This is a genomic window from Pseudomonas sp. PB120, from assembly GCF_009761815.1.
Taxonomy (GTDB): domain Bacteria; phylum Pseudomonadota; class Gammaproteobacteria; order Pseudomonadales; family Pseudomonadaceae; genus Aquipseudomonas.
Genome location: NZ_RWIN01000161.1, coordinates 1 through 21,307, shown reverse-complemented (window position 1 = coordinate 21,307; position 21,307 = coordinate 1). Strand labels below are relative to the sequence as shown.

Annotated in this window: 19 protein-coding genes and 1 pseudogene; 10 read left to right on the top strand and 10 right to left on the bottom strand. The window is 60.4% G+C overall.

The genetic code is table 11. The features are described from left to right. Positions 1–44: 44 nt before the first annotated feature. On the bottom strand, positions 45–1,370 hold the full coding sequence (locus EJA72_RS28870) for a sigma-54 dependent transcriptional regulator (protein ID WP_157715262.1): 1,326 nt from the start codon (positions 1,368–1,370) through the stop codon (positions 45–47). Between the two features lie 346 nt (positions 1,371–1,716). Between EJA72_RS28870 and EJA72_RS28865 the strand changes: the two genes are divergently transcribed. Together EJA72_RS28865 and EJA72_RS28860 are read left to right on the top strand one after the other, a co-directional pair. Continuing rightward, positions 1,717–1,983 carry a hypothetical protein gene (locus EJA72_RS28865; RefSeq protein WP_157715261.1) on the top strand — a complete coding sequence of 89 codons (267 nt, stop codon included), beginning with the start codon at positions 1,717–1,719 and terminating at the stop codon, positions 1,981–1,983. Positions 1,984–2,266: 283 nt separating this feature from the next. Beyond that, positions 2,267–3,550 (top strand): hypothetical protein, encoded by a 1,284-nt coding sequence (locus EJA72_RS28860; protein ID WP_157715260.1) that lies wholly within the window; start codon positions 2,267–2,269, stop codon positions 3,548–3,550. A 520-nt stretch (positions 3,551–4,070) separates the two neighbouring features. Here EJA72_RS28860 and EJA72_RS28855 read toward each other — a convergent pair. The 7 genes from EJA72_RS28855 to EJA72_RS28825 all read right to left on the bottom strand — a co-directional run bounded on the left by EJA72_RS28855 (position 4,071) and on the right by EJA72_RS28825 (position 11,660). Then, positions 4,071–4,844: an enoyl-CoA hydratase gene (locus tag EJA72_RS28855; protein WP_178129630.1), complete on the bottom strand. Its 774-nt coding sequence runs from the start codon at positions 4,842–4,844 to the stop codon at positions 4,071–4,073. Between the two features lie 14 nt (positions 4,845–4,858). Next, positions 4,859–5,986 (bottom strand): acyl-CoA dehydrogenase, encoded by a 1,128-nt coding sequence (locus EJA72_RS28850; RefSeq protein WP_157715259.1) that lies wholly within the window; start codon positions 5,984–5,986, stop codon positions 4,859–4,861. A 142-nt stretch (positions 5,987–6,128) separates the two neighbouring features. Beyond that, complete coding sequence (locus tag EJA72_RS28845; protein WP_157715258.1) at positions 6,129–7,322, bottom strand: acetyl-CoA C-acyltransferase; 1,194 nt, start codon at positions 7,320–7,322, stop codon at positions 6,129–6,131. Between the two features lie 12 nt (positions 7,323–7,334). Beyond that, positions 7,335–8,096 carry an SDR family NAD(P)-dependent oxidoreductase gene (locus EJA72_RS28840; protein WP_157715257.1) on the bottom strand — a complete coding sequence of 254 codons (762 nt, stop codon included), beginning with the start codon at positions 8,094–8,096 and terminating at the stop codon, positions 7,335–7,337. 16 nt (positions 8,097–8,112) lie between these two features. Continuing rightward, positions 8,113–9,777, bottom strand: coding sequence for an AMP-binding protein (locus tag EJA72_RS28835; RefSeq protein ID WP_157715256.1), 1,665 nt, complete (start codon positions 9,775–9,777; stop codon positions 8,113–8,115). A gap of 125 nt (positions 9,778–9,902) precedes the next feature. After that, positions 9,903–10,847 (bottom strand): GlxA family transcriptional regulator, encoded by a 945-nt coding sequence (locus EJA72_RS28830; RefSeq protein WP_157715255.1) that lies wholly within the window; start codon positions 10,845–10,847, stop codon positions 9,903–9,905. Positions 10,848–10,913: 66 nt separating this feature from the next. After that, on the bottom strand, positions 10,914–11,660 hold the full coding sequence (locus tag EJA72_RS28825; RefSeq protein WP_157715254.1) for an SDR family oxidoreductase: 747 nt from the start codon (positions 11,658–11,660) through the stop codon (positions 10,914–10,916). 194 nt (positions 11,661–11,854) lie between these two features. On the opposite strand from EJA72_RS28825, the gene EJA72_RS28820 reads away from it, so the two are divergent. Further along, positions 11,855–12,298 carry an SDR family oxidoreductase gene (locus EJA72_RS28820; protein ID WP_157715253.1) on the top strand — a complete coding sequence of 148 codons (444 nt, stop codon included), beginning with the start codon at positions 11,855–11,857 and terminating at the stop codon, positions 12,296–12,298. On the opposite strand, the gene EJA72_RS28815 is transcribed toward EJA72_RS28820, so the two are convergent. Continuing rightward, on the bottom strand, positions 12,282–13,298 hold the full coding sequence (locus EJA72_RS28815) for an AraC family transcriptional regulator (protein ID WP_157715252.1): 1,017 nt from the start codon (positions 13,296–13,298) through the stop codon (positions 12,282–12,284). The genes EJA72_RS28820 and EJA72_RS28815 overlap by 17 nt on opposite strands. Before the next feature lie 284 nt (positions 13,299–13,582). On the opposite strand from EJA72_RS28815, the gene efeU reads away from it, so the two are divergent. From efeU to efeO (EJA72_RS28795), 4 genes are read left to right on the top strand one after another with little or no spacing between them, the layout of a single operon-like run. Then, on the top strand, positions 13,583–14,422 hold the full coding sequence (gene efeU / locus EJA72_RS28810) for an iron uptake transporter permease EfeU (RefSeq protein WP_157715251.1): 840 nt from the start codon (positions 13,583–13,585) through the stop codon (positions 14,420–14,422). An 8-nt stretch (positions 14,423–14,430) separates the two neighbouring features. Then, entirely contained in the window at positions 14,431–15,630 is a 1,200-nt protein-coding gene (gene efeO, locus EJA72_RS28805; protein ID WP_157715250.1) for an iron uptake system protein EfeO, read from the top strand. Positions 15,631–15,648: 18 nt separating this feature from the next. Beyond that, entirely contained in the window at positions 15,649–16,947 is a 1,299-nt protein-coding gene (efeB, locus tag EJA72_RS28800) for an iron uptake transporter deferrochelatase/peroxidase subunit (protein ID WP_157715249.1), read from the top strand. Between the two features lie 23 nt (positions 16,948–16,970). Continuing rightward, complete coding sequence (gene efeO, locus EJA72_RS28795; protein WP_157715248.1) at positions 16,971–17,795, top strand: iron uptake system protein EfeO; 825 nt, start codon at positions 16,971–16,973, stop codon at positions 17,793–17,795. A gap of 155 nt (positions 17,796–17,950) precedes the next feature. On the opposite strand, the gene pssA is transcribed toward efeO (EJA72_RS28795), so the two are convergent. Further along, positions 17,951–19,294 carry a CDP-diacylglycerol--serine O-phosphatidyltransferase gene (gene pssA / locus EJA72_RS28790; protein WP_157715247.1) on the bottom strand — a complete coding sequence of 448 codons (1,344 nt, stop codon included), beginning with the start codon at positions 19,292–19,294 and terminating at the stop codon, positions 17,951–17,953. 217 nt (positions 19,295–19,511) lie between these two features. Between pssA and EJA72_RS28785 the strand changes: the two genes are divergently transcribed. The 3 genes and pseudogenes from EJA72_RS28785 to EJA72_RS28775 all read left to right on the top strand — a co-directional run. Continuing rightward, complete coding sequence (locus EJA72_RS28785; RefSeq protein WP_157715270.1) at positions 19,512–20,075, top strand: TetR/AcrR family transcriptional regulator; 564 nt, start codon at positions 19,512–19,514, stop codon at positions 20,073–20,075. A gap of 57 nt (positions 20,076–20,132) precedes the next feature. Then, complete coding sequence (locus tag EJA72_RS28780; protein WP_157715246.1) at positions 20,133–20,609, top strand: nuclear transport factor 2 family protein; 477 nt, start codon at positions 20,133–20,135, stop codon at positions 20,607–20,609. Between the two features lie 406 nt (positions 20,610–21,015). After that, positions 21,016–21,307 (top strand): annotated as a pseudogene (locus EJA72_RS28775) (urocanate hydratase); the annotation flags it as partial.

Below are 21,307 nucleotides of genomic sequence, written 5' to 3'. Positions count from 1 at the left end.
ACAAAAAACCCGCCATTTTGGCGGGTTTTTTGTTGAAGGTTTTGTCAGCGTATCTGGTGTTTGTGCAGCAAGCGGTAAAAGGTCGGGCGGGAGACCCCCAGGACGCGGGCGGCGACGCTCAGGTTGTCGCTATGGCGATTCAGCACATCGCACAAGGCCTGGCGTTCTGCGCGGATTTTGTAGTCCTCGAGCGTGCCCATCGGCGCAGTGATGGAGTGCTGACTGATCAGCCCCAGGTCCCGCGCCTCGATCTGCCGGCCTTCGGCCAGCACCAGGCCGCGACGCACCCGGTTGGCCAGTTCACGGACATTACCCGGCCAGTCGTGCTTGCCCATGGCGATGAGCGCATCTTCGCTGAAACTGCGGGGGCGACGTCCGGTTTCGTGGCTATAGAAATGAGAAAAATGGTTGGCGAGCATGGACAAGTCGCCATGGCGCTCCCGCAGGGGCGCAGTCACGACTTGAAGCACGTTCAAGCGATAATACAAATCCTCGCGAAAACGCTTTTTCTCGATGGCGGCTTCAAGATCGACGTGGGTGGCCGCCAGTACCCGCACGTCCACCGGAATCGGCTGGCTGCCGCCCACGCGCTCGATGTGCTTTTCTTGCAGAAAGCGCAGCAGATTGGCTTGCAGTTCCAGAGGCAGGTCGCCGATCTCGTCGAGGAACAGCGTGCCGCCATTGGCCGCTTCGATGCGCCCGACCTTGCGTTGATGGGCACCGGTAAAGGCACCCTTCTCATGGCCGAACAATTCGGACTGGATCAAGTGCTCGGGAATCGCCCCGCAATTGATCGCGACAAACGGTTTGCTGTGACGCTGGGATTGCCGATGCAGGGTCCGCGCCACCAGCTCTTTACCGGTGCCGCTCTCACCCCGAATCAACACCGGAGATTCGGTGGGGGCCAGTTTGCTCAGCAATTTGCGCAGCTCACGAATGGGCTTACTGTCGCCCAACAGTTCGTGCTCGGGCTGATCAATGTGAACGGTGCCCTGGCCACGCAGCCGGGCCATGCCGAACGCACGGCCCAGCGTGACTTGGACGCGGGAGACGTCGAACGGCAAGGTGTGGAAATCGAAAAACCATTCGCAGACAAAATCGCCGACATTCTGCAAACGCAGGACTTCCTGGTTTAGCACGGCGATCCACTCGGTGCCGCTGCGGCTGATCAGCTCTTTGACCGCATCCGGCCGTTCCAGGTGAAAAGGCTGCAATCGCAACAGCCCGACATCACACGTTCGATCACCGGCGTTTTCCAGCGCGCAGCTGTCAACGTCCCAACCCACGGAGCGTAATCCCGGCAACAGACGATGGCAGTCATCGCACGGATCAACCACTAATAGACGGCGTAAGGCAGGCGCTTCGTTCATGACTGTTCCTTGACGCCAAATTCTATGAAATATTATTAAAAACAGTGATTTGGCGGATCTGGCTGTAACGTTAGCAAGAATTTGACGCCGGCTTGTATCGATTGACTATAGCGCTATTGCGCAAAGCGTTATAAGGCGCAAGTTCGTTAGTTGGCTATCGAGCGTCAACCTTTCATTCAGCTTTCAAACGCGGGCTCTTACTTGGGTATATGAAAGAAAGTTGAAATTTCTTTTGATTGTGTGTGACCCGGACCCCGGTTGCGGGCATCAGTACAAGTAACCAGCCGATCGGTACGCCCAACCGTCGGCAACATCACTTGATTGGGCATACAGAGAGAACAACCCAATGAACGCTCCGCTGCGCATCAACGAAGCTCTTTTGATTGCCGACTGCGCCTTCAAGCCTTTCCAGTGTGTGGCCTGGGCACCACAGGATGGTAACGGTGAACTCAGCCTGACCGTGATCGACCGGACCAATACCAGTATAGGCCGCAAGCTCATTCCAAGCAGCGCCTATACCGATCCGGATCAGCTCGAAAGCCTGCTCAATCAGGTCCGCGCCGAGTTGAGTCAGGAAGGCTACACGCTCCAGTCGTGGTCGATGCCACACTGATCATATGGCGGATTACTGCGCAGTAATCCGCACCCTCCCCCACGTCGTAAGTTGACGGTTCTTTATCGCCGCCAGCACTTACGACTGCCGTTTATTCAAACTTTATAATCCCAACTACTTGGCACGCTTGCCATTGGTTCGAAAAGACACTGTTCTGGCACAACGCGACCCTCCGCCTGTTAGTTGTGACAGTTGTGCATCAAATCATTCAAGGATTGAATGATGTCCTTATACAGTCGCCACGCCACTACTGGATCAGGACGACTCGCAAGGAGCTGCGTGCATGTCAATCCAGACCGATTTTGCCTTACCTCCCACACGGACCGACGCCGGCGAACTCGATTCGACGTTCGCCGCCCATGGCAAAACCCAGGTGTATTTCGCCGGCAGCACCTCGAGCATGGCCTGTGGGACCACGATTGATGCGCACGGCCGGCTGTTGGTCGCCGCCAAGGTCGGCATGTCCGGTGGCAGCCACTTTGGCCTGGCCCGGCTGTTGGAAGATGGCTCTGCAGACCTGTCATTTGGTAATCAGGGCAGCGTGATCGGGCAGTTCGAACGCGGCTTCGAGGCGATGGCGGGCAATGTCCAGTTACTGCCCGACGGCCACATTCTGGTGGCCGGCCTGCATTACGAAAATGCGCACCGCACCCTTCCGGCCCTGGCTGTGTTCGATCAAGCGGGCCGCCCGGCCCAATGGTTTGGCACTCACGGGCGCTGCGTGGTACGCCTGCCGGGCAACCTGTCCCAGGGTTTGCGCGATGCCTGGCTGCCACCCGGCGTACCGGGCGCCGAGACGTGCGAGATGTCCGTACAGGCCGATGGTCGCATCCTGCTCCTGGCCAACCATCACTTCGAACTTGCCGATCACGCTGGCATTCTCATCCGGCTCAATGGCGACGGTTCTCTGGACAATGCCTTCAACGGTCGCGGTTTCGTCGTGGTCAGGCACTTGCTGATGAACACCTGGCTCAGCAGCCTGAAGGTACAACGGGATGGCCGGATCCTGGTGGGCGGGTCGATCAACTTTCCTGAAGAAGGCCTGCTGGCTCGCTATCAACCTGACGGTCAGCTCGACGACAGTTTTGCCGTGGATGGTTTCATGACCTTCAATGCACAGGGACGCAGCGTGCAGGTCAGCCAGATCGTGCAGCACGAAAACGGAGATGTGCACTGCGTGGGCAGCAGCCGCGACCCGATGCATTGCATGGTGCTGAAAGTCCACAGCAACGGCCGTCCGGACATGCATTGCAACGGCGGTCAGCCTCAATTGCTGGAAATCGGCCACAGTGGTTCTCAGTGGACGGCCGCTCATGCCCTGGCGGACGGCAGCCTGCTGGCGGTCGGAGCAACGATTGGTGGCGTTGAAGCGGATTTCATTTTGGGCCGATATCGGCCTGACGGGTTGCTGGACGAAAGCCTGGGAAAAGGCTGGGTGCGCACCCGTCTCGGCCGCAGCCTCGATACCGCGACGTCATTGGCCGTGCAGGCCGATGGCAAGATCGTTGTCGCCGGGTACTCGCTGGACGGAAACTATAAAGCGGTCGTCGTGCGGTATTTGGGGTAGAACGCATTGAAGGGCAAAAGCATCGCGGGCAAGCCCGCTCCCACAGGGTATTCGGTTGAACCGGGTATTAATGATCGTCCACAAAACCCAATGTGGGAGCCAGCCTGCTGGCGATGGGGGCATCACATTCAACATCTTCGCTGACTGTTGCACCGCTATCGCCAGCAGGCTGGCTCCCACAGGGGATCGGGTTGAACCGGGCAGTTGTGATCGGCCACAAAACCCGATGTGGGAGCCAGCCTGCTGGCGATGGGGGCATCACATGCAACATCTTCGCTGACTGTTGCACCGCCATCGCCAGCAGGCTGGCTGGCTCCCACAGGGGATCGGGTTGAACCGGGCAGTTGTGATCGGCCACAAAACCCTGTGTGGGAGCCAGCCTGCTGGCGATGAGGGCATCACATTCAACATCTTCGCTGACTGTTGCACCGCCATCGCCAGCAGGCTGGCTCCCACAGGGGTGATCGGCCACAAACCGAATGTGGGGCTTGCCCGCGAAAGCGTCCTCAGAAGTGCTACATCACTTCCCTTGGAACTGCGCCTCACGCTTGGCAATAAACGCCGCCATCCCTTCCTTCTGGTCCTGCGTCGCGAACGCGGCATGGAACACCCGGCGCTCAAAGCGCACGCCTTCGGACAGGCTCACTTCAAACGCACGGTTAACGCTTTCCTTGACCATCATTGCAATCGGCAATGACTTCTTCGCAATCAGCGAGGCCACTTTCAGCGCTTCTTCCAGCAGTTCATCTGCTGGCACGATCCGCGCGACAATCCCGCAACGCTCCGCTTCCACCGCATCGATCAAACGCCCGCTCAGGCACATTTCCATGGCTTTGGCCTTGCCCACCGCACGCGTCAGGCGCTGGGTGCCGCCCATGCCTGGCAACACGCCGAGGTTGATTTCCGGCTGACCGAATTTGGCGTTGTCGCCGGCCAGGATGAAGTCGCACATCAGCGCCAGCTCACAACCACCGCCCAAGGCGAAACCGTTGACCGCGGCGATGATCGGCTTACGGCGGTTGGCCACGCGATCGCTGTCGCTGAACAGGTCATCGATGTAGATTTGCGGGTAGGTCAGCTCGGCCATTTCCTTGATGTCCGCGCCGGCGGCGAAGGCTTTTTTCGAGCCGGTCAGCACGATGCAGCCGATGTTCGAATCGGCTTCCAGGCCATCGAGGGCGTGGTTCAGTTCGCTGACGATCTGCGCGTTCAACGCGTTCAGGGCCTGCGGGCGGTTGAGGGTGATCAGGCCCACACGACCGTGGGTTTCCAACAAAATCGTTTCGTAACTCACAAACAGTCTCCTTTTCAAAGATTGCGCGAAATGACCATGCGCTGAATATCACTGGTGCCTTCGTAGATCTGGCAGACCCGCACATCGCGGTAGATCCGCTCCAGCGGAAAGTCGTTCAGGTAACCGTATCCGCCGAGGGTTTGCAACGCCGACGAGCAGACTTTCTCGGCCATTTCCGAGGCAAAAAGCTTGGCCATCGAAGCTTCGACCAAGGCCGGTTTGCCGCTGTCACGCAGCGCGGCCGCGTAATGCACCATCTGCCGGGCCACGGCGATCTGGGTCGCCATGTCGGCCAGGCGGAACGCCACGGCCTGGTGTTCGATGATCGGTTTGCCGAAGCTTTCCCGTTCACGGGCGTAATCGCGGGCGGCCTCGAAGGCGGCGCGGGCCATGCCCACCGATTGCGAGGCGATGCCGACACGCCCGCCTTCGAGGTTGGCCAGGGCGATCCGGTAACCGTCACCCTCCTCGCCCAAACGGTTGGCCACCGGGACCTTCACGTCCTCGAACAGAATCTGGCAGGTGTCCGAGGCGTGCTGGCCGAGCTTGTCTTCGACGCGGGCGACGGTGTAGCCCGGGGAATCGGTCGGCACGATCAGCGCGGTGATCCCGCGTTTGCCAGCGCTCGGGTCCGTCACCGCAAACACAATCACCACCCCGGCGTTCTTTCCGGAGGTGATGAACTGTTTGCAGCCATTGAGCACGTAGTGATCGCCTTCCAGGCGCGCCCGGGTTTTCAGGCCGCTGGCATCGGAGCCGGCCTGCGGCTCGGTCAGGGCAAAAGCGCCGAGCATCGCGCCACTGGCCAGGGGCTTGAGGAAGCGCTCCTTTTGATCGTCGTTGCCGTAATTGAGGATCGGCACGCAACCCACCGAGTTGTGCACGCTCATGATGGTCGAGCACGCGCCGTCGCCGGCAGCGATTTCTTCGAGGGCCATGGCGTAGGCCAGGTAACCGGTGTCGCAGCCGCCCCATTGTTCCGGCACCAGCATGCCGAAAAAGCCCAGCTCAGCCATCTCTCCGATGGCTTCCTTGGGAAAGCGGTGCTCGCGGTCCCACTCGGCGGCGAACGGTTTCAGCCGTTCCTGGGCAAACTGCCGGGCCGCTTCGCTGATCTGCAGTTGTTCGTCATTGGGAATCATGGCAAATCCTTAAAATCCGGGGTACGACACAGACTTCGTGGGAGCCAGTCTGCTGGCGATGGCGTCGTGTCAGTCAATGTCTACTTTTATGACACACCGTCATCGCCAGCAGGCTGCTGGCTCCCACAGGGGCAAGGTTGGCCTAGTAGAGGCATTCCACGGCCATGGCCGTCGCTTCACCGCCGCCGATGCAGATGGCGGCAACGCCGCGCTTCAGGCCTTTCTGGCGCAGGGCCGAGAGCAAGGTCACGAGGATCCGCGCGCCGGACGCACCAATCGGGTGGCCCAAGGCGCACGCGCCGCCGTGGACGTTGATCTTCTCGTGGGGGATTTCCAGCTTGGTCATGGTCACGAGGCTGACGACGGCGAACGCTTCGTTGACTTCGACCAGATCGACGTCGTCCAGCGACCAGCCGGTTTTCTTCATCAGTTTTTTGATCGCGCCCACCGGTGCCACCGGGAACAGCCCGGGGGTATCGGCAAACGCCGCATGGCCGTGGATCATCGCCAACGGTTTCAAGCCTTGTTTTTCCGCCTCGGAGCGACGCATCAACACCAAGGCTGCCGCGCCGTCGGAGATCGAACTGGAGTTGGCCGCCGTCACCGTGCCGCCTTCGCGGAACGCCGGTTTCAGCGAGGCAATCTTGTCCAGCTTGGCTTTTGGCGGCTGCTCGTCATTGCTTATCAGTACCTGTTCTTTGCCGACGGTCACCGTCAGCGGCACGATCTCGTCCTTGAAGCTGCCATCCTTGATCGCCTGCTGCGCGCGGGTCGTAGAGGCGATGGCAAACGCGTCCTGGGCTTCGCGGGTGAAGCTGTTGGTTTCGGCGCAATCTTCGGCAAAGGTGCCCATCAGACGGCCCTTGTCGTAAGCGTCTTCCAGGCCGTCGAGGAACATGTGATCGAGCACACGGCCATGGCCCATGCGGTAACCGCTGCGGGCGCGGTCCAGCAGGTACGGCGCGTTGGACATGCTTTCCATGCCGCCCGCGACCACCACCTCGGCGCTGCCGGCGACCAGCATGTCGTGGGCCAGGATCGCCGCTTCCATGCCCGAGCCGCACATCTTGTTCAGCGTGGTGCAACGGGTCGATTTATCCAGGCCGGCGCCCAATGCGGCCTGCCGTGCCGGCGCCTGACCGAGGCCTGCGGACAGCACGCAGCCGAACAGCACTTCTTCCACGGATTCAGGCTTGATGCCGGCGCGCTCGACGGCGGCACGGATGGCCGCGGCACCGAGTTGCGGCGCGCTCAGGCTTTTCAGCTCGCCCTGGAAGCCACCCATCGGGGTGCGGACGGCGCTGACGATAACGATGGGATCGTTGGAAATAGTCATGACAAATCCTCCTTATTTGGCCGCCATGCGCAAGGCACCGTCGAGACGGATCACCTCGCCATTGAGCATGCTGTTTTCAATGATATGCCGCACCAGACGAGCATACTCCGCCGGCTTGCCCAGGCGTGCCGGGAACGGGACGCCAGCGGCCAGGGAGTCGCGCACTTCCTGGGTCATGCCGGCCATCATCGGCGTTTCGAAAATGCCGGGAGCGATGGTCATCACGCGGATGCCAAAGCGCGCCAGTTCGCGGGCGGCGGGCAAGGTCAGGCTGACAATCGCGCCCTTGGACGCGGCATACGCGGCCTGGCCGATCTGTCCGTCATAGGCCGCCGCGGAGGCGGTGTTGATGATCAACCCGCGCTCGCCATCGGCATCCGGCTCGGCATTGGCAATCTCTGCTGAAGCGAGGCGCAGCATGTTGAAGCTGCCGATCAGGTTGACGTTGATCACCTGGCTGAAACTGGCCAGGGCGTGCGGACCGTTCTTGCCGAGGATTTTCTCGCCACGGACGATGCCGGCGCAGTTGACCAGGCCGTTGAGGCCTCCGAACGCTTTGACTGTCGCCTGCACCGCCGCCTCGGCCGCCGCTTCGTTGCTGATATCGGCCACAACGCTTTGCGCACCCAGGCGTTCGGCCTGCGCCGCAACGGCTTCGGCGTTCATGTCCACCAGCATCACTTTGGCGCCGGCCGCGACCAGCATTTCAGCCGTGGCCGCGCCGAGCCCGGACGCACCGCCGGTAACGAGAAAAACCTTGTTTTCGATCTGCATCATTGTTTCCTTGGATTCAAGCTGAAACGTTCTTCGCGGCGGCCTCTTGAGCCTTGGCGATTTCCTGGTTGCGCAAGATAAAGCGCTGCAATTTGCCGCTTGGGGTTTTCGGCAACTCGCTGACAAATTCAATTTCACGGGGGTAAGAATGGGCGGCCAGACGCTTGCGCACATGTTGGCGCAACTCTTCGGCCAATTCCGGCGCGGCGCGGTATTGCGGGCTGAGCACCACGAAGGCTTTGACCAACTCGGTGCGCTCCGGATCGGGCTTGCCGACCACCGCCGCTTCAACCACCGCAGGGTGCTCGATCAACGCGCTTTCAACGTCGAACGGGCCGACGCGGTAGCCGGAGGTAGTGATCACATCGTCACTGCGACCGACGAAGCTGATGCTGCCATCCGGATTCCATTCGACGGTGTCGCCGCTCAGGTAATAGTCGCCGACGAAAGCCTTGGTCGGCGCGCCTTCATAGCCGCCAAACCAGCACATCGGCGACTGGGTACGGTCGATGGCGAGGATGCCCGGCTGGCCGACGCCAAGTTCCTTGTTGTCCTCGTCCAGCACCACGATGCGGTGGCCCGGCGAGGCAAAACCGGCGGCGCCCATGTGGATCGGATGCTGCAGGCCGTGGTGGTTACACAGGACCATGCCGAGCTCGGTCTGGCCGTAATGGTCGTGAATCACCACGCCGAGGTTATCGGCAAACCAGCGGATCACTTCAGGGTTGAGCGGCTCGCCGGCGCTGCTGACGATGCGCAGCTTGCCTTTGATCGAGCGGGCGAATTCATCGCCACCGGCAATCAGCAAACGGTAGGCCGTCGGCGAACCGGTCAGGTTGGTGATTCCGTATTTGTTGATCACCCGGCAGGTGCTTTCGAGGGTGAACGGGCCGTCGTAAAACGTGATCGGATGCCCCATCGACATCGGCCCGGTGACGCCGAAATAAATGCCATAGGCCCAGCCCGGATCGGCGACGTTCCAGAACGCATCTTCCGGGCGCAGGTCAACGGCGTCGCGGGTGTAGCTCTGGAACGCGACGATGGCCTTGAGCGGCACCGACAGCGCTTTCGACGGGCCGGTGGTGCCCGAGGTGAACATCAGCAGGAACGGATCTTCGCCGGTCAGCAGTACCGGCTCACACTCAGCAGAGTAGTTGGCCAGCTCGGCCCAGAAACTGAAATCGCCGCGCACGATGCCTTGGCCCTTGGCGCCACCGACGGTGACGAGGGTCGGGCAGTCGGCCACCTCGGCGAGTTTCGGGCGGTTGATCGCGTCGGTCACCACCACTTTGGCGCCCGAGCAGTTGAGCCGGTGTTCGATGGCTTTCGGGCCGAACGCGGTGAACAGCGGTTGATACACTGCGCCGATGCGCCAGGTGGCGAACACGGTGATCAGCAATTCGATATTACGTGGCAGCAGACCGGCAACCTTGTCGCCCTTGCGCACGCCTTGGGCGAGCAGGAAATTGGCGAAACGCGCGGCTTTGTCTTGCAGGTCGGTGAAGGTGTACGTCGCGCTGGCACCGTCGCGGCCTTCCCAGAACAACGCGATGCGACCGGGCAACGCATGCCGGTCACAACACTCGACACAGGCATTGAGGGCAGTCAGATCGCCCGCGAGTGCGGCGTCGACGGTGTGCTGATAATTGAACTGTGATGTGGCAGACAAATAATCGCGCATTGCCAGAATCCCTCTGTATTTTTATTAGGTTGGGGGAACCGTAAAAACCAGGGAAATACTCGCTCCGCGCGGGGATCGGAGCAATGGTCAAAGTTATCAAGTTGCTTGACTGGTTTGGCCAAGGTTCAGAGCGCTGGCGAATCCCCGAACGCACGACGCATGGATTGCGGTGACTGGCCGAACACCCGCAAAAACGCGCGACGCATGCGTTCACGGTCGCCAAAACCGGTTTCGGCGGCGATGGACTCCAGCGAATGCCGGCCCTGTTCCATCATCAACCGCGCCGCTTCCAGGCGCAGGTTTTCCAGGCCTTTGGCCGGTGAACTGCCGGTTTCGGCGCGAAAGCTTCGGCTGAATTGCCGGGGGCTCAGGAACGCCGCGTCCGCCAGGTCCTCAACCGAGAGGTCACGGTGCAGATTGCGTCGGGCAAATTCCAGCGCGAGTTGAATGCGGTCCGAGGTCGGGCTCATTTCCAACATCGCCGAATGTTGCGACTGGCCGCCGGCGCGACGGTGATACAGCACCAGGCTCTGGGCCACGCTGCGCGCCAGTTTGGTACCGAAATCCTTTTCGACCATGCCTATGGTCAAATCCAGCGCGGCGGTCATGCCGGCGGACGTCCAGATTTTGCCGTCGATGATGAAAATGCGATCCTCCTCGACCTTGATCGCCGGGTACTTGTCGCGCATTTCCTGGGCTCGGGCCCAATGCACGGTGGCCCGACGCCCATCGAGCAAACCCGCATCAGCCAGGGCAAACGCCCCGACACACAGCGCGCCCACCCGCCGACAACGGGCGGCGGCCTCGACCAGAAACGCCTGCACCCCGGCCGAGGCCGAGGAGCGGTCCATGGCGCCGCTGATCAGCACCGTGTCGAAGTCGGTGTCCTTGAATTGCTGCGTGTCGATCGAGGTGTACAACGAGCTGGGCACCAGCCCGCCGTGCTCGGAGTACACCTTGATGTCGTACAGCGTCTCGCCAGCGGCCTTATTGGCGAACTCAAAGGCAGACAGTGCCGCCAGGCTCATCACCTGGAAATCCGGCCGGACCACCAATGCTACGGTCTGCATACAGGCTCCCTGAAGGTGTTGAAGATCAGCGAGTATAGGCTCACGGTGTTCATCGCGCGGTGCCGTTTAGCCGGCGTTCAAGGCATCGTTGAACTGGGTGACGAAGGCAAACTCGTCCGGCCCGGGAACGGCCCGCAGCGGCTTGGCGCGCTCGACCAGAATCTCATCGGCGTCGGTGGCCAGCACTGCCATGGTTTCTTCGATGAATTCAGCCAGCGGCATGGCGCGGGGTTCTTCGCTGCTGTCGAGCAGTTCGGTCTGCACCCAAGGTGGCGCGAGTTCCAGCACCCGCACCGAGGTATCGCGCAGGGTGTAGCGCTGCGACAGTGTGTAGGAGTGAATCGCCGCTTTGGTGGCGCAATACACCGCTGTTACGGCCATGGGCACGAAACCCAGCACTGACGAGACATTGATGATCACGGCATCGGGCCGGGTCTTGAGGTGTTCGATCAGCCCCGAGGTGACGCGGATCGGGCCGTAGAGGTTGGTGGAGATGGTGTCGATCAACATCGTTCCGTCGACGCTCGACGCTGCGTTATCAAACTGCATGATGCCGGCATTGTTGATCAGCACATTCAGGTCGGGGAAACGCTGGATCAGCTCGGCGGTTACCCGTGCGATGTCCTTGGGATCGCTGACGTCCAGCACCACCGACTCCATGCCGGGGTTGGCCGCCGTCACGGTATCCAGATGCCCGGCGCGACGGCCGGCGATGATGACTTTGTTGCCGCGCTGATGAAGGGCTTCAGCCAGGGCTCGGCCGATGCCGGAACCGCCGCCAGTGATGAAAATCGTATTGTTGGTCAGTTTCATGAGAGCTCCAGTGTGGGTCGTGAGTGATTGCCTGTTGGAGCCCAATCTTAGGAGCCTGACCCACCGCGCATACGTCGAAAAACCGACAAATCGGGCCATTCGTGGGAGGCCTGATTTGTCGGTTTTTCGACCTTTACCTGGCGCACGCCCGTTCTCTAACCTGCAGGCATCAATCTTTCAGTGGCGGTCGCGGCATGTTCATTTCAAGAGGTACCGCCGTGATCACGGGCGCCGCATCGAACGTCGGGATCGCCTGTGCCGAGCGTCTGGCGCATCAGGGCTATGACCTGACGTTGATTGCCCGCGACCGCCAACATTTGCTGGTGATCGCGGCGCGCATCACCGATCAGAGCGGGCGCTCAGTGGAAGTGTTGGCCGCCAACCTGGCGCTGGCCGACGAATTGACTCGCGTGGAAGCGATCCTGCGCCGGGATGCGAGCATCACGCTGCTGGTCAACCATATCGACGGAGAACCTGCCGGGCTCGATAGCCGTACGCTGATGGCCCTCGGCGTGATCGCCCCCGCTCGGCTGGCGGATGCTCTGGCGGCCGGTTTTTCAGCCCGGGGGACTGGTAGCGTGATCAATGCTGCCTCAGTGGCCGCGCTCGTGCCCTGCCCGTTCAGTCGGCTTCATTGAGAATCAGGCTGCGGTAATGCCCCGGGTTCGAACCCGACCATTTGCGAAACGCCTTGTAGAACGAACTGGCATCGGCAAACCCCAGGCGCGTGGCAATGTCGGCGAAGCTAATACTCGGTTCAGCCAGCCAGACGATGGCCAACTCCTTGCGCACGCTGTCCTTGAGGCCTTGGTAGGTCTGCCCCTCTTCAGCCAGGCGTCGACGCAAGGTCGAGGCCGACATGCACAGTTGTTGCGCCAAGGGCTCGGTTTCCGGCCATGTTTCGGCGGGCAGTTGCCGCAAATCGTGTTTGATGCGACTGGCCAGGCTTTCAGGGTCGCGGTACTTCACCAGAATATTCGCGGGCGCATGGGCCAGGAATCGCTTGAGCTCTTCAGGGCTGCGCTTGATCGGCAAGTCCAGGCAATCCGCCGAGAAAATCATCCGCGTGCGTGGCCGGTCGAAGCGCAGGTTTTCGGAGAACATCACCTGATAATCATCGCAAAAATCCGGTTCAGGGCAACGCAGCTCGATGGCCAGGATCGGGATTCGCCGCCCCGCCAGCCAACAGGCCACACCGTGGACGATCATCCAGTAGGTGAAATAAGTGAAGGCGCGGCGCGGGTTGTGATCGTCTTCCGACAGGACGATTTCGGCCAGGCTTTGCTGGCGAACCAGCTGCGCGGGCAGGTGTTCGAGCATCAACGACAGGAACGACAGGCCGGAGGTCAACCCGGCGGCGAGGCTCGGCTGGACCATCGAGCAACGGCATAGAAATTCCAGGCTGCCCGATTTGAGTTTGCGCGGGTCCATGCCAAAAAACTCATCGTCGCCGCGCCGCGCCAGCAAGCGCCACAGGCGCGCATAAGCGGTGGCCGGGACACGGGCGTCGGTGGTTTGCAGCAAGGCCGGATCGATGCCGACCTTGTTCAACACCTCGTCGGTGGCCTGACCGGGGGCGCAACTTTGCACCAGTGCTTCGCGCACCAGTTGCATGGAGATGGTGTCTTTTTCCGACATTGAGCGCGGTAGCCCTGTTCTTGTTTTGAGTGGCGGCATCTTACCGCAGCCGCCCGCCCGGCGCAGATCCCCCTGTAGGAGTGAGCCTGCTCACGATGGCGGTTATACATTCAACAAAGTCGTTGACTGATACACCGCCATCGCGAGCAGGCTCGCTCCTACAGGGGGCGTGTGATGTTCAGGTTCGTTCAGGTTAGGTTCAGGTAAATGTCAACGATTGCCATTTGGGAATGAGTGTCATTATGTTACAAATTAGCACCCTATCTAATTCGTCACGGTGCTGAATGCTTGTCCCTTTCCTGATCATGCTGCGCGAAGGCATTGAAGCCGCCCTGATCGTTGGCATCATCGCCAGCTACCTCAAGCAAACCGGCCGTGGCCAGTGGATGCCCGCCGTGTGGATCGGTGTTTTCCTGGCCGCGGCACTGGCGTTGCTGGTCGGCGGTGGCCTGGAACTGGTCAGCGCCGAGTTCCCGCAGAAGCAGCAGGAACTGTTTGAAGGCGTGGTCGGCCTGGTGGCCGTCGGTATCCTCAGTTCGATGGTGTTCTGGATGCGCAAAGTGGCGCGCTCGATCAAGCATTCGCTGCACGTGTCCCTGGATCACGCGTTGACCGGTTCCAAACACCAGGTCACGGCGCTGATCGCCATGGTGTTTTTCGCCGTGGCTCGCGAAGGCCTGGAAACGGTGTTCTTCCTGCTCGCGGTGTTCCAGCAAAGCGAAGGCCCGGCGGCACCGATTGGCGCCCTGCTCGGCCTCATCCTCGCGATCATTGTCGGCTTCCTCATCTACACCGGCAGCATGCGCCTGAACCTCGGCGCGTTTTTCCACTGGACCGGGCTGTTCATCCTCGTCGTGGCCGCGGGAATTCTTTCCAACTCGGTGCAGGCGCTGCATGAAGCCGGGGTCTGGAATCACCTGCAAACCGTGCTGTTCGACTTCAGCGCGACGTTGCCGATGGACGGCCCGTTGGGCTCGGTGCTGGCCGGCATGTTTGGTTATCAGGATGCGCCGACCGTCAGCACCCTCGGGGCGTATCTGATTTATCTGGTGGTGGCGCTGGTGATGTTTTTCCTCCCCGCGCCGGCAGCGGCCAAGCAGTCTTCTTCCGTTTCCAGCCATTAAGGGCATCCATGCAAAATCAAGCCCCTCCCCAGGCTTCACCTCCCCGCGCCTTGCGCTGGGCGGTGGCCGGCTCGGTGATCGTGATGATCGCTGCCGGCGGCCTGTTCTACTACGCCTCGAAAATGGCCGCGGCCAAGCGCCAGACCCACCATGACGAAGTCGTGGTAAACATTCATCCGCACAGCTGCGAGCCGAATGCGCTGACCGTCCCGGCGGGCCACGCCAGTTTTCGCATCGTCAACCGCTCGGACCGCGCCGTTGAATGGGAAATTCTCGACGGCGTACTGGTGCTCGAAGAGCGGGAAAACATCGCGCCAGGCCTGAGCCAGGTGATCAACGCCAACCTGCAGCCTGGCGACTACACCATCACTTGCGGCTTGTTGAGCAACCCGCGCGGCACCTTGCACGTGATGCCGACCGCCGCGTCGGATGCCGCTGCCAAGGCGAAGCCGTCGCTGGTCACGTTCATCGGGCCGTTGTCAGAATTCCGTGTGTACCTGAGCAGCCAGGGCACGGCGCTGATTAAAGCAGTCACGGCACTTGGGCAAGCCATCGAGGCCGGCGACCTCGCCCAGGCGCAAGCTTTGTACGCACCGGCCCGCGCCGCTTATCAACGGTTGGCCCCGGCCGCTCAACGTCTGGCCGAACTGGACAACACGATCAATGCCCGCGCTGACTATTTTGAGAAGCGCGAGCAAGACCCGGCCTTCGTCGGCTTCCACCGGATCGAATACGCACTGTTCCAGCAACGCAATCTCGACGGCCTGACGGCGGTTGCGCAGCGCCTCACGACCGACGTCACCACGCTCAAACAACAACTCTTGGCCCAATCGCTGCCGCCGGAACAACTGGTGAGCATTATGGTGCGCAACCTCAACACCCTCGCCGATGTGCGCGCCAGCAGCGGTGAAGAGGAACGCTACAGCCACACCGACCTGAACGGTTTTGCCGCCAACCTCGACGCGGCGCGCAAAGTCGTCGGCTTGCTGCGCCCATTGCTAGGCAAGTCCGCCGCCGACTTGCTGCCGAAAATCGACAGCGCCGTCACCGCCTTCGACGCCGAACTCAATGGCTTGAAGGTCAAGGACGGTTACGCGAGCTACGACACGGTTTCTGCCGAGCAACGCAAGCACATTTCCGACAAGGCCAAGGCACTGGCCGACCTACTCGATGGAATCGATCCCGCCCTTGGCCTTTCCGGCCTGTAAGCAGAAGACGAGTTTCAGATGAACGATTCAGAGCCATTCAACCTTCAGCGTCGCCGGGTATTGATGGGCATGGGCGCGGCCGGCGTGGCCCTGGCCGGTTCGGCCTTGAGCTGCCCGACGATGGCCGCCAGCCCCGCGCAAGTGACCGAAGCCCCGAGCAGCGACAAAACCGAAGACCGTCATGCATTCCACGGCAAGCACCAGACCGGCATCGTCACCCCGCGTCCGGCGTCCGGCATGCTGGTGTCGTTCGATGTGTTGGCCAGCGACCGCGAAGACCTTGAACGTCTGTTCCGCACCCTCAATGAGCGCATCGCGTTTTTGATGAAGGGCGGCCCGGTGAATCAGGTCGATCCAAAATTGCCGCCGGTGGACTCGGGCATCCTCGGCCCGGTGGTCACGCCGGACAACCTGACCATCACCGTGTCGGTGGGCGAGTCGCTGTTCGATGAGCGTTTCGGCCTGACGGGCGCCAAACCCAAACGGCTGATCCGCATGGTCGGCTTCCCCAACGATGCACTGGAAGCCGATTGCTGCCATGGCGATTTGAGCCTGCAGTTCTGCGCCAACACCACCGACACCAACATCCACGCCCTGCGCGACATCGTGAAGAACCTGCCGGACCTGCTACTGGTGCGCTGGAAACAGGAAGGCAGCGTGCCGCCACAGGCACCGGCCAAACCCGGTGTGCCAGCGCAGAGTGCCCGCAACTTCCTGGGTTTCCGCGATGGTTCGGCCAACCCCGACTCGAACAACGTCAACACCATGGACAGCATCGTCTGGGTCCAGCCCGGCAGCGATGAACCGGCCTGGGCGGCGAACGGCAGCTATCAGGCGGTGCGGATCATCCGCAACTTCGTCGAGCGCTGGGACCGCACGCCGTTGCAGGAACAGGAAAGCATTCTCGGTCGTGTCAAAAGCACCGGCGCGCCCATGGGCGGCGCCCATGAAACCGAAGTCCCGAACTACGCCAAGGACCCGGAAGGCAAGCTGACCAAGCTCGACGCGCACATCCGCCTGGCCAACCCGCGCACCGCCGCGACCCAGGCCAACCTGATCCTGCGCCGACCGTTTAACTACTCCAACGGCGTGAACAAGAACGGTCAGCTGGACATGGGCTTGCTGTTCATCTGCTACCAGGCCGACCTGGAGAAAGGCTTCATCACCGTACAAACCCGACTCAACGGCGAACCGCTCGAGGAATACCTCAAGCCGGTCGGCGGTGGGTACTTCTTCACCCTGCCGGGTGTCACGGGCGACAAGGATTTCATCGGTCGCACGCTGCTTGACGCCACTCAACCAACAAAAAATACCTGAAACCCCTCACACGGAACCGTCCCATGAAAAAGTCGCCACTCGCGTTAATGCTGACCCTAGGCTTGCTCAACACCCCGTTTTCGGCGTTCGCGGCGACCGCGCCGCTGGACCTGGTGGGGCCGGTCTCGGACTACAAAATCTACGTCACCGAACAACTGGACGAACTGGCCAGCCACACCCGGCAGTTCACCGCTGCGGTGAAAAAAGGTGACCTGGCCACCGCGCAAAAACTGTACGCACCGACCCGCGTTTATTACGAGTCGATCGAGCCGATTGCCGAGCTGTTCAGTGACCTCGATGCGTCCATCGACTCCCGTGTCGACGACCACGAAAAAGGCGTGAAAGCCGAAGACTTCACCGGTTTCCACCGCATCGAATATTCGCTGTTCTCGGAAAAAACCACCCAAGGCCTGGGCGAATTGGCCGACGGCCTGGACAAGGACGTCAAAGACCTGCAAGCACGCGTGGCGGGCCTGACCTTCCCGCCTGAGAAAGTGGTCGGTGGCGCTGCAGCGCTGCTGGAAGAAGTCGCCGCGACCAAGATTTCCGGTGAAGAAGACCGCTACAGCCACACTGACCTGTACGACTTCCAGGGCAACATTGACGGTGCGAAGAAAATCGTCGACCTGTTCCGTCCGCAGATCGCGAAACAGGACGCCGCGTTCCTGGCCAAGGTCGACAAGAACTTCGCCACCGTGAACAAGACGCTGGCCAAGTACAAAACCAAGGACGGCGGTTTTGAGACTTACGACAAGGTGAAAGAAAACGACCGCAAGGCGCTGGTCGGGCCGGTGAATACACTGGCTGAAGATTTGTCGACGTTGCGTGGGAAATTGGGTTTGAATTGAGGTTTGTAGCGTTTTAGCGGGCCCCTTCGCGGGCGAGCCTCGCTCCTACATTCATTGGAATTGTGATCAACACAAAATCCTGTAGGAGCGAGGCTTGGTCCGGGCGGCGTTCCGACGAAGGCATTTCGGAGGACTACCCTCTCTACCGCCCGTACTTACAAAATCCGGTACAGCAACCGCTCAATCCGTACCCGACTCACCCGCTTGAGAAACTTGGCCACCGCTGCCGGGTATTCCGGCAGGGTTTCCAGGTCCTGATAACGCTCGATGCGCGTGGTGTTCTGGAAGATCTCCGCCAGTTCCGTGCGACGCGGCACCAACAGTTCACCTTTCGGATCATCGATCAGCAACGCATTTTCCAGGTCGAGGCGGAAGGCTCGCGGGTTGAGGTTGTTGCCCGTCAGCAAAGTGTAGCGTTGATCAACCCACATGCCCTTGAGGTGATAGGTGTTGTCGCCGTCCCGCCACAGGTGCAGGTTCAGCTTGCCGCTGTCGATGCTCGTTTGATGGCGCTTGGCAAAGCGACGCAGGCTGATCTCGTAAAGATACGGCAGCGCGGCAATCACCTTGAACGGTTCACTGGGCGGAATGTAGAAGTCGTTGGCGGTCTTGTCACCGACAATGATGTCGATCTTCACGCCTCGTCCCAGTGCCCGGTTGATTTCCCGGGTAACCGCCAGCGGCAAGTTGAAGTACGGTGTGCAGATCGTCAGTTGATGCTGGGCGCTGGCAATCAGCTCGCAAATGACCCGGCTCAGCGGATTATTCTTGCCCACACCGAGTAACGGGCTGACTGACAGGCCGCTCTTGTCGGTGGTGCCCGCCGTGGTGTCGTAGGCGGCGTGTTTGAGGCGGCTGCGCAAATCGCCGATGTCGCTGCGAAGGCTGCGGGTGGTGGGCAAGTTCGGCAAATCCAGCCGATGCACCGCTTTGGAAGCGACCAGGCCGTGCTGGACCAGGTGCTGCATCGAGTCGGCCAACGCGCTGTTTTGCAGCAGGTGATAGCGGTCGTAGCGGTACTTGTCGAATTTATGCAGGTAGACGTTGTTCAGGCTCGCACCGCTGTAGATCACGCAGTCATCGATCACGAAGCCTTTCAAATGCAACACGCCGAACAGCTCACGGGTCTGCACCGGAACGCCGTACACCGGCACCACGCTGGCATGGGTACGGGTTGCTTCCTGGTACCAGGCCGAGTTGCCCGGCTGCTTGCCGGCGCCGATCAAGCCACGTTGGGCGCGCAACCAGTCGACGACCACGACCACGTCCAGTTCCGGACGCGCCAGTTTGGCCGCGTGCAGGGCGTCGAGTATTTCCTGCCCTGCCTCATCCTGTTGCAGGTACAGCGCGACGATATAGATGCGCCGGGTTGCGCTGGCGATTTTTTCCAGCAGGCAACGGCGAAATTCGGCAGCGCCAGAGAGGATGGTGACGGCATCGGCGGTCAGCGGAAAACTGCGCAGTTTAGGCAGTAAGGAGCGTTTGAAAAGCGACGGCATAGGGCTCGCAATGGGTCGAATCCGAAGAACCCGAGAGCTTACACCATGGCGTGCCTTGGGTCTTGTTAGTGTCTGTGAAGGCCTCATCGCGAGCAGGCTCGCTCCCACAGTTGAGCGAATGCTTCTTGTAGGAGCGAGGCTTGCCCGCGAAGGCGCCTTCATCGGATACACCCAAACACTCTTGACCATGAAGAACGAACGTTCTACTGTCTACCGCATGAACGAAATCACCAGCAACGTCACACGCGACATCATTCTGGATGTCACCGAAAAGTTGATCTACAAAAGTGGCATTTCCGCCACGGGCATGGATCTCCTGGTGAAAACCGCCGGCGTCTCCAGAAAAAGCATCTACCGTTACTTCGCCAATAAGGACGAGCTCGTCGTTGCCGCGCTGCAACGCCGCGACGTGCGCTGGATGCACTGGTACAGAAGTGAAGTCGATCAGGCCCCGACCCCGGCCGACCGCCTGCTGAACTTGTTTACCGTGCTGAAAGCCTGGTTCGTCTCGGAAGGTTTTCGCGGCTGTGCGTTCATTAACACCAGCGGCGAAACCGGCGACCCGCAGGACCCGGTTCGCCAGGTCGCCCGGGAACACAAACAGAAACTGCTCGACTACGTGTGCGAGCTTTGCACCGAATATGGCGCAACAGACCCGGAGATGCTGGCCAGACAGCTGCTGATCCTGATCGATGGCGCTATTACCGTGGCGCTTGTCATGGGTGATGACAGGGCTGCCGATAATGCGCACTGCATGGCGCGCAAGTTATTGGACCTGTAACACTTTCAACAAGCCCGACGCCGTACCTTGAACGTTACTTTTCCAGGGAGACATTAAATGTCTAACACTGAAGTTCGTCCGCCATTGCCGCCCTTTACCCGTGAATCAGCCATCGAAAAAGTTCGCCTGGCTGAAGGCGGCTGGAACTCCCGCGACCCGCAGCGGGTGTCGCTGGCCTACACCCTGGACACAAAATGGCGCAACCGCGCCGAGTTCGCCCACAACCGCGAAGAAGCCAAAGCGTTCCTGACGCGCAAATGGGCCAAGGAACTGGACTACCGCCTGATCAAAGAGCTCTGGGCATTCACCGGCAACCGCATCGCTGTGCGTTACGCCTACGAATGGCACGACGACTCGGGCAATTGGTTCCGTTCATACGGCAACGAAAACTGGGAGTTCGATGAGAACGGGTTGATGGCCAACCGGTTTGCCTGCATCAACGACCTGCCTATCAAGGAAAGCGAGCGCAAATTCCGTTGGCCATTGGGTCGCAGGCCGGATGACCATCCGGGCCTGTCGGATCTGGGCCTGTAACACGATGACCCTTAGTGGGTGCTTGCTCCCACTAAGGGTTTTTTGATCTCGAGCCGCCCTCGCCTGCTGCTCGATGCCGCTGTTACCTCCACAACCCCGAGTGGAAAAAAGGTGACATCAGTCGTGCTGATTGCACCAAAAGTGTTACCCATCAACCTCCCCCGCACCAAAAAATCTCAATGTTGCAGCAAATTTTTCTGCAACACGCTTTCCTATGATTTTTTTCAAAAAATTCTATCTGTTTGTTTTTTAAACACTTTATTAATTTTATAAATTTTATACGCTGCGAAATATTTCGTTTTGGCCCTTCACTTGCATTCACTTGTACATACAGGTTGGTATAAGCACAGACGCACACCCAGCGATGCGCTTCCCAACCCTTCAAACCCTGAATGAGGAGTGAACCATGACCACCCAAAACACTCGGCTGCGCGACGTTGAAATCCGTGCCGCACGCGGTAACACGCTGACCGCCAAGAGCTGGCTGACCGAAGCGCCGCTGCGCATGTTGATGAACAACCTCGACCCGGAAGTCGCCGAAAACCCTAAAGAGCTGGTGGTTTATGGCGGCATCGGTCGTGCGGCGCGTAACTGGGAGTGCTACGACAAGATCGTCGAAAGCCTGACCAACCTGAACGACGACGAGACCCTGCTGGTGCAATCCGGCAAGCCGGTCGGCGTGTTCAAGACCCACAGCA

Bases quoted from the DNA above. Each gene is read 5' to 3' on its own strand.
- EJA72_RS28825 (WP_157715254.1), bottom strand. From the start codon at position 11,660: ATGAAACTGACCAACAATACGATTTTCATCACTGGCGGCGGTTCCGGC.
- EJA72_RS28850 (WP_157715259.1), bottom strand. From the start codon at position 5,986: ATGATTCCCAATGACGAACAACTGCAGATCAGCGAAGCGGCCCGGCAG.
- EJA72_RS28835 (WP_157715256.1), bottom strand. From the start codon at position 9,777: ATGCGCGATTATTTGTCTGCCACATCACAGTTCAATTATCAGCACACC.
- efeU (WP_157715251.1), top strand. From the start codon at position 13,583: ATGCTTGTCCCTTTCCTGATCATGCTGCGCGAAGGCATTGAAGCCGCC.
- efeO (WP_157715250.1), top strand. From the start codon at position 14,431: ATGCAAAATCAAGCCCCTCCCCAGGCTTCACCTCCCCGCGCCTTGCGC.
- efeB (WP_157715249.1), top strand. From the start codon at position 15,649: ATGAACGATTCAGAGCCATTCAACCTTCAGCGTCGCCGGGTATTGATG.
- EJA72_RS28815 (WP_157715252.1), bottom strand. From the start codon at position 13,298: ATGTCGGAAAAAGACACCATCTCCATGCAACTGGTGCGCGAAGCACTG.
- EJA72_RS28865 (WP_157715261.1), top strand. From the start codon at position 1,717: ATGAACGCTCCGCTGCGCATCAACGAAGCTCTTTTGATTGCCGACTGC.
- EJA72_RS28785 (WP_157715270.1), top strand. From the start codon at position 19,512: ATGAACGAAATCACCAGCAACGTCACACGCGACATCATTCTGGATGTC.
- efeO (WP_157715248.1), top strand. From the start codon at position 16,971: ATGAAAAAGTCGCCACTCGCGTTAATGCTGACCCTAGGCTTGCTCAAC.
- EJA72_RS28830 (WP_157715255.1), bottom strand. From the start codon at position 10,847: ATGCAGACCGTAGCATTGGTGGTCCGGCCGGATTTCCAGGTGATGAGC.
- EJA72_RS28840 (WP_157715257.1), bottom strand. From the start codon at position 8,096: ATGCAGATCGAAAACAAGGTTTTTCTCGTTACCGGCGGTGCGTCCGGG.
- EJA72_RS28860 (WP_157715260.1), top strand. From the start codon at position 2,267: ATGTCAATCCAGACCGATTTTGCCTTACCTCCCACACGGACCGACGCC.
- pssA (WP_157715247.1), bottom strand. From the start codon at position 19,294: ATGCCGTCGCTTTTCAAACGCTCCTTACTGCCTAAACTGCGCAGTTTT.
- EJA72_RS28780 (WP_157715246.1), top strand. From the start codon at position 20,133: ATGTCTAACACTGAAGTTCGTCCGCCATTGCCGCCCTTTACCCGTGAA.
- EJA72_RS28845 (WP_157715258.1), bottom strand. From the start codon at position 7,322: ATGACTATTTCCAACGATCCCATCGTTATCGTCAGCGCCGTCCGCACC.
- EJA72_RS28820 (WP_157715253.1), top strand. From the start codon at position 11,855: ATGTTCATTTCAAGAGGTACCGCCGTGATCACGGGCGCCGCATCGAAC.
- EJA72_RS28870 (WP_157715262.1), bottom strand. From the start codon at position 1,370: ATGAACGAAGCGCCTGCCTTACGCCGTCTATTAGTGGTTGATCCGTGC.